The following is a 15922-nucleotide window of genomic DNA, read 5'->3' as shown; positions in this document are numbered from 1 at the left end:
TCCGGAATAAGGGGTGTTCAGGAACTGGGCGCGGAGGAGCAACTCGGGCACAGGCCCCAGTAGATGACCTCGGCCTCGTCGATCACGAACCCGTGATCATCGGAGGCGGACAGGCAGGGTGCGTGGCCGACCGCGCAATCGACATCGGTGATCGCGCCGCACGACCGGCACACGGCATGGTGGTGGTTGTCCCCGACCCGCGCCTCATAGCGCGCCACGGAGCCGAGCGGCTGGATGCGCCGCACGAGCCCCGCGGTGGTCAGCGCCCGCAGCACGTCGTAGACGGCCTGGTGGGACACTTCGGCGAGATCCGCGCGGACGGCACTGATGATGGAATCCGTGTCGGCGTGCGGATGGGCGTGCACCGCGTGCAGGACGGACAGGCGAGGGCGGGTCACGCGGAGCGCGGCCCCACGCAACATGCGCTCGAAGTCCGCGGTGGTGGGCACGTGACGAAGTCTGCCCTGTTTTCTTGAACGAATCAAGTCTTAGCCCCCGGCCGGGTGATCTTGGTCGCGTTTCCGCTGGTCAGAGGTCGTGAGTGGGGTGGCCGGTGCTAACCGGCCGGAACACTCACGACCCCCTCCGTCGGGTGAGCCGAGGTGTGAAGGCCGGTTTCGCCGGGTAGTCGACCGAGCATGACGCGACCTGACCACACCACCACGGACGCGGGCATCCCGGTCGAGAGCGACGAGCATTCGCTCACGATCGGTCCCGACGGCCCGATCCTGCTCCACGACCACTACCTCATCGAGCAGATGGCCCAGTTCAACCGCGAACGGGTGCCGGAGCGCCAGCCGCACGCCAAGGGCAGCGGCGCGTTCGGCCGGTTCGAGGTGACCGCCGATGTCAGCGCCTACACCAAGGCCGCCGTGTTCCAGCCCGGCACCACGACCGAGGTCCTCGCCCGGTTCTCCACGGTGGCCGGCGAGCGCGGCAGCCCCGACACCTGGCGCGACCCGCGCGGCTTCGCGCTGAAGTTCTATACCAGCGAAGGCGTTTACGACATGGTCGGCAACAACACGCCGGTGTTCTTCATCCGCGACCCGTTGAAGTTCCAGCATTTCATCCGCTCGCAGAAGCGTCGCGCCGACAACAACCTGCGCGACCACGACATGCAGTGGGACTTCTGGACGCTGTCGCCGGAGTCCGCGCACCAGGTGACCTGGCTGATGGGCGACCGCGGCATCCCGCGGACCTGGCGCCACATGAACGGCTACAGCTCACACACCTACCTCTGGGGCAACGCCGGTGGTGAGCGGTTCTGGGTGAAGTACCACTTCAAGACCGACCAGGGCGTGGAGTTCTTCACCCAGGACGAGGCCGACCAGATGGCGTCCGCCGACACCGACTACCACACCCGCGACCTGTTCGAGGCCATCGACCGCGGCGAGCACCCGAGCTGGACCCTGCACGTCCAGGTCATGCCGTTCGACGACGCCAAGACGTACCGGTTCAACCCCTTCGACCTGACGAAGGTGTGGCCGCACGGGGACTATCCGCTCATCGAGGTCGGCAAGCTGACCCTCGACCGCAACCCGACCGATCACCACACCGAGATCGAGCAGGCCGCGTTCGAGCCGAACAACCTGGTGCCCGGCATCGGCGCGAGCCCGGACAAGATGTTGCTGGGCCGCATGTTCGCCTACGCCGACGCCCACCGCTACCGCATCGGCGCCAACTACAAGCAGCTCCCGGTCAACGCGTCCAAGTCGCCCGTGCACAGCTACAGCAAGGACGGCGCGATGCGCTACACCAACGTCTCCGACCCGGTGTACGCGCCGAACTCCAAGGGCGGCCCGCGTGCCGATCCTGAGCGTCAACCCGTGGGCTGGCATGCCGACGGTGAGATGGTGCGGACGGCGTACACGCTGCGGGAGCAGGACGACGACTGGGGCCAGGCGGGCACGATGGTCCGCGAGGTGCTCGGCGACGCGGAGCGGGAACGCCTGGTGGACAACATCGTCGGCCATCTGCTCAACGGGGTGAGCGAGCCGGTGCTGCACCGGGCCTTCGAGTACTGGCGCAACGTCGACAAGAACCTGGGCGACAGCATCGAATCCGGCGTCCGCGCCAAGCAGGACGAGAAGGATCCGAAGGCGGCGAACCAGGGCAACCCGGCGCGCTCCAGCATGCAGGACAAGGCCTGACCTCGTGAGTGTTCCGGCCGGTTCTAACCGGCCGGAACACTCACGACCCCGCTGGCCCGGGATTTAGCGGGCTTTATCCCGGTCTGGCCCGTGCGGCGAGAGGGGCCCTCGGTGCGTAGTCGGCACTCGGGGAGCGGCGCGAAGGGGGTCGTGAGCGTTGCGGGCGGTTCTAACCGCCCGCAACGCTCACGACCCGCAGGCGGTGGCCACGCGCGTGCGGGCGCGCTGCGGTTGAGGGGGTCGTGAGTGTTTTCGCCGATTAGAACCGGTCGGAACACTCACGACCCCGTGTTGTTGGCCGGGTGTTCAGCTGTGGGTCGCCGGAGTGGGGAAGGCTTCCCGGGACGCCCGGCGAACAGGAGTGCCATCTTGCGTGGAAAAGTCATCCTTGCGACGTTGTCCGCGATCGTGCTGGGATTGGCCGTCGCGCCGTCCGTGGCGCAAGCGGCCGCGCAGGTGCGGATCAACGAGGTCGAGTCCAGCGGCGGCTCGCCGGGGGACTGGGTCGAGCTGGTCAACCTCGACGCCACCACGGCCGACCTCTCCGGCTGGGTGCTCAAGGACAACGACGACGCGCACGTCTTCACGATCCCGTCGGGGACCTCGCTGGCTCCGGGCGCTCACAAGGCGTTCGACGTCGAGTCGGCGTACGGGCTGGGCAGCGTCGATTCGGCGCGGCTGTACCTGCCGGGTGGGTCGACGCTCGTCGACTCGTACAGCTGGTCCTCGCACGCGAGCACCACGTATGGCCGCTGTCCCAACGGAACCGGGGCGTTCAAGACGACCACCGCGCCGACCAAGGGCGCGCCGAACGCCTGCCCCGTGGTCACCGCTGCCTGGCCCGGCGGCACGGCGGTCAGCGTCGCGGACGGCGCGAATGCCTTCGGCGCCAACCTGAGCGGGCTCTCGTTCGAGAGCGCCGGGGTGGTGTGGGCGGTGAAGAACGGTCCTGGCACGCTCTATCGCCTGGTGCCCAACGGGTCGGCGTGGCGTGCCGAGTCCGCCAAGCCGCTCCGCTTCGCCAACGGCAAGGGCGACCCGGACGCGGAAGGCGTGGTCGTCACGCCGGACGGGCTGTTCGCGGCGACCGAGCGTGACAACGGCAATGACACCGTCAGCGCGCTGAAGATCCTGCGCTTCGACCCGAACTCCACCGCGAGCACGCTCACCGCGACCGCGGAGTGGAACCTCACCGGGGACCTGCCGTCCGTCGCGGCGAACAGCGGGCTCGAAGGCATCTCCTGGATTCCGGACACTTTCCTTACCGCGCACGGGTTCCGCGACGAACACACCAACGCCGCCTACAACCCGGGCAGCTACCCCGGCCGCGGCAGTGGCTTGTACTTCGCGGGCCTGGAAGCCAATGGCACGGTCTACGCCTACGCGCTCACCCAGTCCGGCGGCGGTTTCACCCGCGTCGCCACGATCTCGACCGGGTTCGCGGCGGTCATGGATCTCGAGTTCGACGCGGCGACCGGGCACCTCTGGGCGGCCTGCGATGACACCTGCCACGGCCGCACCGCGACGCTCGACATCGACGCGCAGGGCCGCTTCGCCGCGACCGCCGTCTATGAGCGGCCGAGCGGGATGCCGGACTACAACAACGAGGGCTTCGCCATTTCACCGTCCTGCGTGGCGGGGAGCAAGCAGGTCCTCTGGGCTGACGACGGCAACGACGGCGGTCACGCGTTGCGCGCCGGAACCCTTGCCTGCTAACGGTTCCGGCCGGGTGTGTGGCCGAAGGCCTGCCTGAACACATCGATGAAGGCGCTCGGCGAGGCCCAGCCGCAGCGGTGCGCCACGGTGGTGACGGGGTGGTCTTCGGCCAGCAGCACCAACGCGTGATGCAGCCGCAGCTGGGTTCGCCACTGCGGGAACGTCATCGCGAACTCGGCGCGGAACAGCCGCGACAGGGTCCGCTCGCTGGCGCCGGCTTCGGCGCCGAGTTCGGCGAGTGAGCGGTTGTCCGCCGGATCGGCGTCGAGCGCGGCGCAGACGGCGGCCAGCCTGCCGTCTCGCGCGGTCGGCAGCCGGAGCGGCTGCTGCGGGGAGTGCCGGAGCCGATCGAGCAGCACGGCGCGGATCCGTGCGCGTTCCGCGCTGCCGTCCGACGGCTCCGTGGTGTAGGCGATGATCAGCTCGCGCAGCAGCGGGCCGACGGACAGCACGGCCGGGGTGTCCAGCTCCAGCGGGTTGTCGGACGCGGGCAAGCCGACCAGATGCAGGTCGGTCCGCCCGTAGGCGCGGTGCTCGTGCGATGTCCCGGCCGGAATCCAGATCGCGCGCGTGGCCGGCGCGATCCAGGTGCCGCTGTCGGTGCTGACGGACAGGACACCACTGGCGGCGTACACGATCTGGTGATCGTCGTGGCGGTGCCGGTCGATCCGGGCGCCGCTCATCAGCCGCCGGAGCGCGGTCGGCGCGGCGGGCTGATGGCGGGAATCCGACATAGTTTGACAGAATAGTGGAAGTCGGCCAGCTGTGGTGGCGGCAAGCTGCTCGTCATGAGCAACGGACGACTGCCGACGGTCCTGGTCTCGGCCGGGCACGCCACGGTCGACCTGTATCAGGGCCTCATCCCGGTGCTGCTGCCTTTCCTTGTGCTGGAACGGAATTACGACTACTCGGCGGTCTCCGGGTTCGTGCTCGCGGCGACCGCGCTGTCCGCGCTCACCCAGCCGCTGTTCGGGCTCGCGTCGGACCGGCTGCGCGTCCCGTGGCTCATCCCGGCTGGCATGGCGATGGCCGGGCTCGGCGCGTGCCTGGTCGGACTCGTCGACTCGTACTTCGCGACGCTGCTGGTGATCGCGGTGTCCGGGATCGGGGTGGCCGCGTATCACCCGGAGGCGGCGCGGCTGGCACGGGCGACAGGTGACGTGAGCTGGTTCTCGCTCGGTGGCAATCTCGGCTTCGCCGCCGCGCCGCTGCTCGCCGCACCGGTGCTGGCGTGGGGCGGACTTGCCGCGACGCCGGTGCTCGTGCTGCCCGCCTTGCTCGGCATCGCGGTGACCGTACCCTTGCTGCGCCAAGGGAAACGGGCTCCCGTGTCGGCCGAGACGCGAGCCGCGAACGATTGGCCTTCGTTCCTGCGCCTGACCGCGGTGACGGTCTTCCGGTCCATCGTCTACATCGGACTGAGCACCTTCGTCGGGCTGTTCGTCGCGCAACGTCCGGGCGGCTCGGCGGCCGTCACGATCGGCGCGCTGTTCGCGGGCGGTGCGGTCGGCACCGTGCTGGGCGGACGGCTGGCGCGGCGGTGGGGCCGGGTGCGCACCCTGCGGATCGCTTACGCCGCAGCGACTTTCCTCGTACCCGGCGTCGCGCTCGTGCCGGGGCTGGCGGTCTACGTGCTGGTGTTCCTCGCCGGGCTGGCGCTGTACGTGCCGTTCTCGCTGCACATCACGCTCGGCCAGGACTACCTGCCGAGCCGGGCGGCGACCGCGAGCGGCGTGACACTCGGGCTCGCGGTGTCGGCGGGCGGGGTGTTCGCGATGGCCGTCGCCGCGCTGGCCGAGGCGACTTCGTTGCGCGTCGCGCTGGCCTGCCTGACCGTGTTGCCCGCGGCGGCCTGGCTGCTCAGCCGCACTCTGCCCGAACGTGTCCACCGAAAGGAACTGCAACACCATGGCTGACCTCGTGATCGCCGGAGGCGGCTTCGCCGGGCTGTGGAGCGCGATGGCCGCGTCGCGCCTGGCCGCCGAGGCCCGGCTGCCGCTCGACGTGCTGCTCGTGTCGACCGGGCCGGACCTGGTGATCAGGCCCCGCTTGTACGAAGCCGATCCCGCGCGGATGCGGGTCCCGCTGGACGACGTGCTCGGCCCCCTGGGTGTCCGGCGCGAACAGGCGGCGGTGACCGGCGTGAATCTCGCCGACCAGTGCGTCGAGCTGGTGTTCGCGGACGGCCGCAGCGAGTGGGAACCCTTCCGGCGCCTCGTGGTGGCGACCGGGAGCGATGTGCGGCGCCCGGTCTTCGAGGGCGCGGAACTCGTGCATGACGTCGACACTCTCGGCGGCGCGACCGCACTCGACGCGCACCTGCGTGAGCTTTCGTCCGGCGAGTACACGGCGGTGGTGGCCGGGTCCGGGTTCACCGGCGTCGAGGTCGCCTGCGAGCTGGTGTCGCGCCTGAAGGCCGTCGCCGGGGGAGAGCCGGTCAAGGTGTGCCTGGTCGAGCTGGCCGACCGGCTGTCGCCCCGGCTCGGCTCGGGGCCACGCGAGGTGATCTCGGCCGCGCTGGGCTCGCTCGGCGTCGAGGTGCTGCTCGGCACCGGCATCCGGCGGGTCACGCCGGGTGCGGTGATGCTGAGCGACGGCGCGGTCATCGAGGCGCACACGGTGGTCTGGACGGCGGGCGTGGCCGCGAGCCCGCTCGCGGCGAAGGTCGGCGGCAGTCTCGACGCGCTGGGCAGGCTGCACGTCGACCGGCACCTGCGCGTGCCCGAAGCCCCGTCGGTGTTCGCGGCGGGCGACGTCGCGGCCGCCGAGACCGGCGACGGCCACGTCACGCTGCCGAGTTGCCAGCACGCGATCCCGCTCGGCAAGCGCGCGGGCCACAACGCGGCGGCGGAGTTGCTCGGGTTGCCGGTCACCCCGTTCACCGCCGAGCCGTACGCGACCTGCCTCGACCTCGGCCCGGCGGGCGCGCTGCTCAGCACGGGCTGGGAGCGGACGGTCGTGCTCACCGGCCCCGACGCGAAAACCCTCAAGCGCACGATCAACGAGCAGCGCATCTACCCGCCCACGGGCGACCGCGAGGCCATCCTCGCCGCCGCCGACCCCGACCACACCTGGGTCCCCAAGGGCTCGTGAGTGTTCCGGCCGGTTCTAACCGGCTAAAACACTCACGACCCCTTACACCGTGATGACCTGGGGGCCCGCGGCCGCGATCTCCGTGGCCAGGTCGGTGTCGAGCGCCGAGTCCGTGATGAGGATGTCCAAGTCGGCCAAGGTGCCAAAGCGGGCGAACTGGTCGTTGCCCGCCTTCGTGTGGTCGGCAAGGAGCACGCAGCGGCGCGCCGCGGAGATGGCCGCGCGCTTGACCATCGCCTCGGCCGAGTCCGGCGTCGTCAGGCCGCGGGCGACCGAAAAGCCGTTCGTGCCAAGGAAAGCCACGTCGACGTAGGTGTCGCTCAGCGCGTGCAACGCCCACGCGTCGACCGAGGCCAAGGTCCGCCCGCGGAGACGACCGCCGACCAGCATCACCGTCAGGTTCGCCCGCGTCGCCAGCGTCATCGCGATGCCGACCGAATGCGTCACGACCGTCATCTCGCAGTCGGGCGGCAACAGGGCCGCGAGACGGGCCGTCGTCGTGCCCGCGTCGAGGAGGATCGTGCCGCCCCCGGCGGGGAGTTGCTCCAGCGCGGCCTTGGCGATGCGGTCCTTTTCGGACGTCATCACGCCTTCGCGGGTTTCGACGGCGGCCTCGAAGCCGAGACGTTCGGCCGGGATCGCGCCGCCGTGGACCCGGCGGAGCACGCCGTGCTGCTCGAGGACCGTGAGGTCGCGGCGGATGGTCTCCATGGTGACGGCGAACTCTTCGGCCAGCGCGGCGACGTCGACCCTGCCGTTGAGGCGGGCGCGGTCGAGGATGAGTTGCTGCCGCTCCTGTGCGTACACCTGCACCCCCGTGATCAAGAGTCCGTCTGTGTGAGTTTATGTGGGAAACTGTCCGTTCGTCCACCGGTGTGCGCCGGAACTCACTCTTGCCCGAAATCGGGCAAGAAATTTGGCCCAGTGAATCCCGCGGTGCCAAGGTGGCCTGATGGATCCGGCACCGCACGCGGAGCTGACGCGCTACATCGCCATGTCGGCGGGCCTGCCCGCGGAGACGGCGGCGCGCGTCGTCGCGGACGTGGTCGCGTACTTCAGCGAGACCACGGAGCAGTTCGTGCGCAGGCGGCATGCCGAACTGCGCCGCCGCGGGCGCAAGAACCCGCAGATCTGGCCTGAGATCGCCCGCGAGCTCGCGGGCAGGCCGGTCGCGCCGGTGCCGCCGACCGAGCGGCAGCTGCGCCGGATCGTCTACGGCTAACCAAGGAGTCAACGTATGTGTGGAATCGTCGGGTACATCGGGCCGCGGGCGGCCGTTCCGATCCTGCTGGAGGGTCTGCGCAGGCTGGAGTACCGCGGCTACGACTCGGCGGGTCTCGCGGTGGTCGCCAAGGGCAGGCTCAAGGTCGTCAAGGCGGCCGTGCGCGTCGACGAGCTGCGTGACCTCGTCGACGACGGCCTGACCGGCACCGCGGGCATCGCGCACACCCGCTGGGCCACGCACGGTGAGCCCAACGACGCCAACGCGCACCCGCACACCGACACGTCGGGCCGCATCGCGGTGGTGCACAACGGGATCATCGAGAACTCCGAGCGCCTGCGCGCCGAGCTGGTCGCCGACGGTGTCGCGCTCGCCAGCGAGACCGACAGCGAGGCGCTCGCGCACATGATCGCCGCCGCGCTCGACGGCGCGGTCTCGCTCGAGGACGCCGTACGCAAGACGCTGCTGCGCGTCGACGGCGCGTACGGCCTGGTCGTGTTCGACAGCAAGAACCCCGACGAGCTGGTCGTCGCCCGCAACGGCAGCCCGATCGTGCTCGGCATCGGCGACGGCGAGATGTTCGTCGCCTCCGACGTGGCCGCGATCGTCCGGCACACCCAGCGCGTGGTCTACCTCGACGACGGCGAGCTGGCCACGCTGACCGCGAGCGAGTTCCGCACCAGGACCCTCAAGGCCGAGCGCACGGTCAAGACGCCGACCACGGTCGAGGTCATCGACGAGGACTACCAGCTCGGCGGCTTCGACAGCTACCTGCTCAAGGAGATCAACGAGCAGCCCGACGCCGTCCGCCGCGCCCTGCTCGGCAGGCTCGACGAGCGCTTCGCCACCGCGCACCTCGGCGGCCTCGACCTCGACCCGACCGAGCTGCGCTCCTTCCGCCGCGTCAAGTTCCTCGGCTGCGGCTCGGCGTACTACGCGGCGCAGGTCGGCGCGAACCTCGTCGAGGAGTTCGCGCGGATCCCGGCCGACGCAGAGGCCGCGTCCGAGTTCCGTTACCGCAATCCGGTCATCGAGACCGACACGCTCTACGTCGCGGTCAGCCAGTCCGGCGAAACCTCCGACACGCTGTCGGCCATCCGCGAGCTCAAGCGCAAGGGCGGCCGGGTGATCGGCATCGTCAACGTGACCGGCAGCGCGATCGCGCGCGAATGCGGCCGCGGCATGCTGCTGCACGCGGGCCCCGAGGTCTCGGTCGCGTCGACGAAGGCCGTCACCAACATGGGCGTCTCGTTCGCGATGCTCGCACTCGCGCTCGGCCGCGTGCGCGACCTTTCGGTGGCCAACGGCAAGCGGATCGTCGACGCGCTGGCCAAGCTGCCGTCGCTGCTCATGGAGATCCTCAAGCTGGACGCGGAGATCGCCGAGATCGCCGGCCGGTACGCCGACGCCGAGCACATGTTCTACATCGGCCGTGTCCGTGCCTGGCCGGTCGCGCGCGAAGGCGCTCAGAAGCTCAAGGAGATCTCGTACATCCACGCTGAGGCTTATCAAGCCGCGGAGCTCAAGCACGGCCCGCTCGCGCTGATCGACGCGACCATGCCGTCGGTCGTGATCGTGCCCGGCGACGACCTGGTCACCAAGAACATCGGCACGGTCGAGCAGATCAAGGCCAGGGGCGGGCCGGTCATCGTGGTCACCAACACGGACCTGCCCGAGAACTTGGCGGACGCGGTCATCCGCGTGCCCGCGTGCGAGCCGGAGCTGGACCCGATCCTGCTGGGTGTCCCGCTGCAGATGTTCGCGTACCACGTCGCTCGCAAGCTCGGCCGCGACCTCGACAAGCCCCGGAACCTGGCGAAGAGCGTCACCGTCGAGTAAGCCTCGATGTCCGGCGAAGTCGCTCGTCGTGAGCCGGGGTCGTGAGCGTTTTGGCCGGTTAGAACCGGTCGGAACACTCACGACCCCCACGCCCAAGCCGAGCCCACGATCGCGAAGATCACCAGGTAGGGCTCAAGGAGTGAACGCCCGCCCGCCCGGGATCCGGGAGCGGTGATCTGGATGTCCGAACATGTTGATTTATCTTTGTCTGGTTGCTCAACTTAACAGCTAAACCGCAGGTGAACGGCCGGTTCGGTGTGTCCGAAGGGACATCCGGACCGGCCGTTTGGGCAACTGGGGTTGTAAACCCACGTAGAACCATGCAAAATCACTCAAACCAACATCCGGTGTGAGTGTGAGGTGGTGTACGCGTGTTCGTGACCGTGACGGCGAACCCCAGCGTGGACCGGACCATCGAGGTGGACCGGCTGGTGCGGGGCGAGTTGCACCGGGCGTCGCGGACGCAGGTCCACCCGGGTGGCAAGGGCGTCAACGTGGCCAGGGCGCTGGTCCGCAACGGCGTCAAGACGCGTGCGGTGGTGCCGGTCGGCGGAGCCGAGGGCGCCCAGCTCGTCGCGCTGCTGACCGCCGACAGCGTGGACGTGGTGCGGGTGCCGACAACGGGGTCGGTGCGCTGCAACGTCAGCGTGGTGGAGCCGGACGGTACCGTCACGAAGCTCAACGAGGCCGGTCCGTCGCTGACCCCGGCCGACGCCGAGGCCATCCGGGACGCCGCGCTGGCCAACATCGCCGACGCCACCTGGGTCGTGCTCGCGGGCAGCCTCCCGCCGGGCGCGCCGGTGGACTTCTACGCCGACCTGGTCGCCAGGCTGACCGGCGAAGGCGTCCGCGTGGCCGTCGACACCAGCGGTCCCGCGCTCGTCGCGGCGGTCGCCGCCCAACCCGCGCTGATCAAGCCGAACCTCCACGAACTGGAGGAGGCTGTCGGGCGCGAACTCCCCGCCATGGCCGACGTCGTCGCCGCCGCGCACGAACTGCGCGAGCGCGGCGCCGGCGCGGTGCTCGCCAGCCTCGGCGGTGAAGGCGCGGTGCTGGTCGACGGCGAAGGCGTCTGGCACGCCGAAGCCGCCGCCGAGGTACGCAGTTCCGTCGGAGCCGGTGACGCGCTGCTCGCCGGTTTCCTGTCCGCGGGCGGGCAAGGGCCGGAGGCGCTTTCCGAGGCCGTCGCCTGGGGTGCCGCCGCCGTTTCACTGCCCGGCAGCACGATGCCGGGCGTCGAAGACATCAAGGGCCGTGTCGTGCGCGTCGCGCGCATCGATTCCTAGAACAGACTCCTAGAAAAGCGGGAAGTCAACGATGACTAAATCGGAAACCGCGCCGTCCAGGGCGCAGCAGGCCAGGGTCACGGTTCAGCGCTTCGGCGGTCATCTCGCCGGCATGGTCATGCCCAATATCGGCGCGTTCATCGCGTGGGGCCTGATCACCGCGCTGTTCATCCCGTCGGGCTGGCTGCCGAACGCGAAGTTCGCGCTGCTGGTCGAGCCGATGATCAAGATCCTGCTGCCGGTGCTGATCGGCTTCACCGGCGGGCGGCTGGTGCACGGGCATCGCGGCGGCGTCGTCGGCGCGGTGGCCACCATCGGCATCGTGGTCGGCGCGGACATCCCGATGTTCCTCGGCGCCATGGCGATCGGCCCGCTCACCGCGTATCTGCTGAAGCTCTGGGACGACAAGGTCGGCTCGAAGGCCCACCCCGGCTTCAAGATGCTGGTCAACAATTTCAGCGCGGGCATCATCGGCGGCGCGATGGCCATTCTCGGCATGGTCGCCATCGGCCCGGTGGTGCAGGGCATCACCAAGGCACTCGGGTCCGGCGTGCGGACGCTGGTCGAGGCGAACCTGCTGCCGCTGGTCTCGATCATCGTCGAACCGGCGAAGGTGCTGTTCCTCAACAACGCGATCAACCACGGCGTGCTCAGCCCGCTCGGCGTGCAGCAGGCGCTGGAGCAGGGCAAGTCGATCGCGTTCCTGATCGAGCCGAACCCCGGCCCCGGCTTCGGCATCCTGCTGGCGCTGACGCTGTTCGGTGCCAAGACCGCGCGGGCCACCGCACCCGGCGCGATGCTGATCCAGTTCCTCGGCGGCATCCACGAGATCTACTTCCCGTACATCCTGGCCGCGCCGCGCCTGATCCTCGCGGCCATCGCCGGTGGCGCGGCGGGCGTGCTCGTCTTCAGCATCACCGGCGCCGGGCTCACCGCGACGCCGTCGCCGGGCAGCATCATCGCCGTGCTCGCGGTGACGCCGAAGGGCGGCTTCTTCGGGGTGATCCTCGGCGTGGCGATCGCCGCCGCCGTGTCGTTCATGGTCAGCGCCGTGCTGCTGAAGTTCGGCCGCGGCGCCGCCGAAGAGGAAACCAACCAGCAGGTCGCCAACGGCGGATCCGTCGCCTGAAAGGGAGTTCACCGATGAGCAGCATCGAAGGCAGTGACATCAAGAAGGTCATCATCGCCTGCGACGCCGGGATGGGCAGCAGCGTGATGGTCGCCTCCCAGCTGGCCAAGCGGCTCAAGCCGTACAAGGTCAAGGTGGAGCACACCCCGGTCGACGAGATCCCCGCCGACGCGCAGCTCGTGCTCTGCCAGGAAGGCCTGGTTTCCCGCGCTCGCAAGGCTTCCGGTGACGCCGTCGTGCTCGGCTTCCAGAGCTTCCTCGGCGATCCGCTGTTCGACCGCGTCGAGGCGGCCATCTCCGGAGGCGGTTCCCTTGCCGACTGAAACCCTGGCGGCGGAAGGCATCCGGCTCGGCTGCTCGGCGACGTCCCGTGAGGACGCGATCGACCAGGTCGGCCAGGTGCTGCTCGAAATCGGCGCGGTGTCGGCGGAGTACCTGCCCGCGATGCACGAACGCGAGCAGTCGGTGTCGACGTTCATCGGCGCTCAGGTCGCCATCCCGCATGGCACCGACGCTTCGCGCGAGTTCGTGAAGCGCACTTCGCTCGCGGTACTGCAGTTCCCCGACGGTGTCGACTGGGGCGGGCACGACGTCCGCCTGTGCGTCGGCATCGCGGCGAACGGGTCCGAACAGGTCGGCATCCTTTCGGCGCTGGCCCACGTCCTGCTGGACGACGACAAAGCGGCGGAACTCCGCTCGGCGGCCGACGCCGAGACGGTCATCCGGCTGCTGGATTCCCTTGGTGAGGAGAAAAATCAGTGAAGGTCGCCCGCTTCTACGCTCCCGGTGACATCCGGATCGAGGAGGCGCCCGAACCGGTGCCCGGTCCTGAAGAGATCAAGATCAGGGTGCACAACACCTCGACCTGTGGCACCGACCTGAAGATCTTCCGCCACGGGCATCACCACATCGACCCGCCGCGCGTGATCGGTCACGAGATCGCCGGCGAGATCGTGGAGGTCGGCGCCGAGGTCAGTGGCTGGGCTCCCGGCGACCGCGTGCAGGTCATCGCGGCGATCCCGTGTGGTGAATGCGCCGAATGCCTGCGCGGGTACCAGACGATCTGCCCGAACCAGCTGTCGATGGGCTACCACTTCGACGGCGGGTTCGCCGAGTACATGATCGTGCCGCGCAACGTGCTGAAGGTGGATGGCCTCAACCGCATCCCGGACAACGTCGGCTACGCGGAGGCGTCCGTCGCCGAGCCGCTCGCCTGTGTCCTCAATGGACAGAACTTCGCCGGAGTCGAAGAGGGCGACGTGGTCGTGGTCGTCGGCGCCGGGCCGATCGGGTGTCTGCACGTGCGGCTCGCCCGTGCCAAGGGCGCAGGCGCGGTGTACCTGGTCGACCTCAACCGAGGCAGGCTCGACATGGCCGCCGACCTGGTCAAGCCGGACGCGGCGATCTGCGCGTCCGAAGTGGACTCGGTCGAGCAGGTGCTCGCGCTGACCGAGGGCCGGGGCGCCGACCTGATCATCACCGCGGCCGCCGCGGGCAAGACCCAGGAGGACGCGCTGCGGATGGCGGCGCGGCGTGGCCGGATCAGCTTCTTCGGCGGCCTGCCGAAGGACAACCCGATCATCGCCTGCGACTCGAACCTCGTGCACTACCGCGAGCTGACCATCTACGGCGCCAACGGCTCCAGCCCGGCGCACAACAAGCAGGCGCTGGAGCTGATCGCGACCGGCGCGGTGCCGGTGTCCGACCTGATCACCCACCGGCTCCCGCTGGACGGCGTGCTCGAGGCCATCGACATCGTCAGCAGCGGCGACGCCATCAAGGTCACCATCGAGCCCGGACTGAGCTGATGGACGAGCTGACCGGCAGCCCGGCGAGTCCCGGCACGGTGTCCGGGCCGGTGGCGCGGATGAGCGCGCCGCCGTCGTTGCCGGAGCGGTGGGACGGCGTCGACGACGCCCCGACCGAGCTGGCACGGGCGGTCGCGGCGCTGATCGCGGTCTCGGAGGACCTCAAGCGCCGTGCCGCGCCGTTGACCGGCGAGGCACGGGACATCCTGGAGGTCCAGTCGGCGATGGCGGCCGACCCGGCCATCGAGGACGGGGTCAGGGCAGCTGTCGAGGCGGGTTCACCGGCGGCTTGGGCGTTGCGCGACTCGTTCGACGCGCAGATCGAAAAGCTGGCGGCGATCGGCGGTTATCTCGCCGAGCGCACCACGGATCTCGCCGACCTGCGTGACCGCGCGATCGCGTCGGTGCTCGGGCTCGCGCCGCCGGGCCTTCCGGTGTCGGACAAGCCGTACGTGCTGGTCAGCGCCGATCTCGCACCCGCGGACACGGTGACGTTGGACGCTTCGCTGGTGCTCGCGATCGTCACCGAGAAGGGTGGCCCGACCAGTCACACGGCGATCGTCGCGCGGGCGCTCGGCATCCCGGCGGTGGTCGCGTGCGCGGCGGCGGCCGGTCTCGCCGACGGCGACGTGGTGCTGGTCGACGGCGCCGCGGGCACGGTCGTCCGCGACCCGGATCCCGCGGTGGTGGCCGAGGTCGAGCGGCAGGCCGCGCTGGCCCACGAGGAACTCGCGCGGCACTCCGGGCCTGGTTCGACCAAGGACGGGCACCCGGTCAAGCTGCTGCTGAACGTGGGCGGCGCGGCCGTTCCCTCGGCCGACGCCGAGGGCGTCGGGCTGTTCCGGACGGAGTTCCTGTTCCTCGACCGGACCGAGGCGCCGTCGGTCGACGAGCAGCGTTCGGCCTACGGCAAGGTGTTCGCCGAGTTCGGCGGACGGCCGGTGGTCATCAGGACGCTGGACGCGGGCGCGGACAAGCCGGTCCCGTTCGCCAACGACGACTCCGAACCCAACCCGGCGCTCGGTGTGCGCGGGTACCGGATCGGCGCGCGGAAGCCCGCGTTGCTCGAAGCCCAGCTCGAGGCGATCGCTTTGGCCGCGCGGGATCACGACGCCCAGGTCCAGGTGATGGCGCCGATGATCGCGACGCCCGCCGAGGCCGCGGAGTTCGCGCGCGTGGCGCGTGCGCAGGGCATCTCGCGGGTCGGCGTGATGATCGAGATCCCGGCCGCGGCCATTCTGGCAGGCGCGATACTGGCCGAGGTCGACTTCGTCTCGATCGGCACGAACGACCTGTCGCAGTACACCTTCGCGGCCGACCGCATGCTCGGCGAACTCGGCCCGCTGCTCGATCCGTGGCAGCCGGCGTTGCTGCACCTGGTGTCCGGCATCGCCGCCGCGGGGACCCGGGCGGGCAAGCCGGTCGGTATCTGTGGCGAGGCCGCGAGTGACCCGGGGCTCGCGCCGATCTTCGCGGGCATGGGCGTCACGAGCCTGTCGATGTCGGCGCCTGCCGTCCCGGCGGTCCGCGCGGCCCTGCGTGGTCACACCCTGGCCGAGTGCCAGGCCCTGGCCGCCGAAGCTTTGCAGAGGTCGTGAGCAGGCCCGGGATAAAGCGGGCTTTATCCCGGGGAAAGCACCCGGGATAAAGCCCGCTTTATCCCGGGCCCCAAAAAGAAA

At 70.0% G+C, this 15922-nt stretch carries 15 protein-coding genes; 12 read left to right on the top strand and 3 right to left on the bottom strand.

Going from position 1 to position 15922, the window contains the following annotated elements:
- Positions 1-17: 17 nt before the first annotated feature.
- Complete coding sequence (locus BLV57_RS21180) at positions 18-449, bottom strand: Fur family transcriptional regulator (protein ID WP_091291332.1); 432 nt, start codon at positions 447-449, stop codon at positions 18-20.
- A 189-nt stretch (positions 450-638) separates the two neighbouring features.
- Between BLV57_RS21180 and BLV57_RS21175 the strand changes: the two genes are divergently transcribed.
- Positions 639-2150: a catalase gene (locus BLV57_RS21175; RefSeq protein ID WP_091291331.1), complete on the top strand. Its 1512-nt coding sequence runs from the start codon at positions 639-641 to the stop codon at positions 2148-2150.
- A 369-nt stretch (positions 2151-2519) separates the two neighbouring features.
- Positions 2520-3866, top strand: coding sequence for a lamin tail domain-containing protein (locus BLV57_RS21170; RefSeq protein ID WP_245757439.1), 1347 nt, complete (start codon positions 2520-2522; stop codon positions 3864-3866).
- On the opposite strand, the gene BLV57_RS21165 is transcribed toward BLV57_RS21170, so the two are convergent.
- Positions 3863-4600: an AraC family transcriptional regulator gene (locus BLV57_RS21165; protein ID WP_091291329.1), complete on the bottom strand. Its 738-nt coding sequence runs from the start codon at positions 4598-4600 to the stop codon at positions 3863-3865. The two genes, BLV57_RS21170 and BLV57_RS21165, sit on opposite strands and share 4 nt — an antisense overlap.
- Before the next feature lie 54 nt (positions 4601-4654).
- Between BLV57_RS21165 and BLV57_RS21160 the strand changes: the two genes are divergently transcribed.
- Both BLV57_RS21160 and BLV57_RS21155 read left to right on the top strand, forming a co-directional pair.
- Positions 4655-5782 (top strand): MFS transporter, encoded by a 1128-nt coding sequence (locus BLV57_RS21160; protein WP_091291327.1) that lies wholly within the window; start codon positions 4655-4657, stop codon positions 5780-5782.
- Complete coding sequence (locus tag BLV57_RS21155; protein WP_091291325.1) at positions 5775-6959, top strand: NAD(P)/FAD-dependent oxidoreductase; 1185 nt, start codon at positions 5775-5777, stop codon at positions 6957-6959. The genes BLV57_RS21160 and BLV57_RS21155 overlap by 8 nt, the downstream gene beginning before the upstream one ends.
- Before the next feature lie 42 nt (positions 6960-7001).
- Here the strand turns inward: BLV57_RS21155 and BLV57_RS21150 are convergent, their stop codons facing one another.
- A complete protein-coding gene (locus BLV57_RS21150; protein ID WP_091291960.1) occupies positions 7002-7766 on the bottom strand; it encodes a DeoR/GlpR family DNA-binding transcription regulator in 765 nt (254 codons plus the stop codon).
- Between the two features lie 145 nt (positions 7767-7911).
- Here BLV57_RS21150 and BLV57_RS21145 point away from each other — a divergent pair, with 145 nt between their 5' ends.
- From BLV57_RS21145 to ptsP, 8 genes are all read left to right on the top strand, one after another.
- A complete protein-coding gene (locus BLV57_RS21145) occupies positions 7912-8181 on the top strand; it encodes a hypothetical protein (protein WP_091291323.1) in 270 nt (89 codons plus the stop codon).
- A gap of 15 nt (positions 8182-8196) precedes the next feature.
- Entirely contained in the window at positions 8197-10020 is a 1824-nt protein-coding gene (glmS, locus tag BLV57_RS21140; RefSeq protein WP_091291321.1) for a glutamine--fructose-6-phosphate transaminase (isomerizing), read from the top strand.
- A gap of 371 nt (positions 10021-10391) precedes the next feature.
- Positions 10392-11306 carry a 1-phosphofructokinase gene (pfkB, locus tag BLV57_RS21135; protein ID WP_091291320.1) on the top strand — a complete coding sequence of 305 codons (915 nt, stop codon included), beginning with the start codon at positions 10392-10394 and terminating at the stop codon, positions 11304-11306.
- 31 nt (positions 11307-11337) lie between these two features.
- Positions 11338-12435 carry a mannitol-specific PTS transporter subunit IIC gene (gene mtlA / locus BLV57_RS21130; protein ID WP_091291318.1) on the top strand — a complete coding sequence of 366 codons (1098 nt, stop codon included), beginning with the start codon at positions 11338-11340 and terminating at the stop codon, positions 12433-12435.
- A 14-nt stretch (positions 12436-12449) separates the two neighbouring features.
- Positions 12450-12758: a PTS lactose transporter subunit IIB gene (locus BLV57_RS21125; protein WP_091291316.1), complete on the top strand. Its 309-nt coding sequence runs from the start codon at positions 12450-12452 to the stop codon at positions 12756-12758.
- A complete protein-coding gene (locus BLV57_RS21120) occupies positions 12748-13197 on the top strand; it encodes a PTS mannitol transporter subunit IIA (protein ID WP_091291314.1) in 450 nt (149 codons plus the stop codon). Before BLV57_RS21125 ends, BLV57_RS21120 begins: the two co-directional genes overlap by 11 nt.
- The gene (locus BLV57_RS21115; RefSeq protein WP_091291312.1) at positions 13194-14243 is read left to right on the top strand and encodes a zinc-dependent dehydrogenase; all 1050 of its coding nucleotides are present in this window, start codon (positions 13194-13196) and stop codon (positions 14241-14243) included. The genes BLV57_RS21120 and BLV57_RS21115 overlap by 4 nt, the downstream gene beginning before the upstream one ends.
- Positions 14243-15841: a phosphoenolpyruvate--protein phosphotransferase gene (ptsP, locus tag BLV57_RS21110; RefSeq protein WP_091291310.1), complete on the top strand. Its 1599-nt coding sequence runs from the start codon at positions 14243-14245 to the stop codon at positions 15839-15841. Before BLV57_RS21115 ends, ptsP begins: the two co-directional genes overlap by 1 nt.
- The last annotated feature ends 81 nt before the right edge of the window (positions 15842-15922 follow it).

Source organism: Amycolatopsis xylanica (genome assembly GCF_900107045.1).
Classification (GTDB): Bacteria; Actinomycetota; Actinomycetes; order Mycobacteriales; family Pseudonocardiaceae; genus Amycolatopsis; species Amycolatopsis xylanica.
This window is presented reverse-complemented; position numbering and strand designations above follow the sequence as displayed.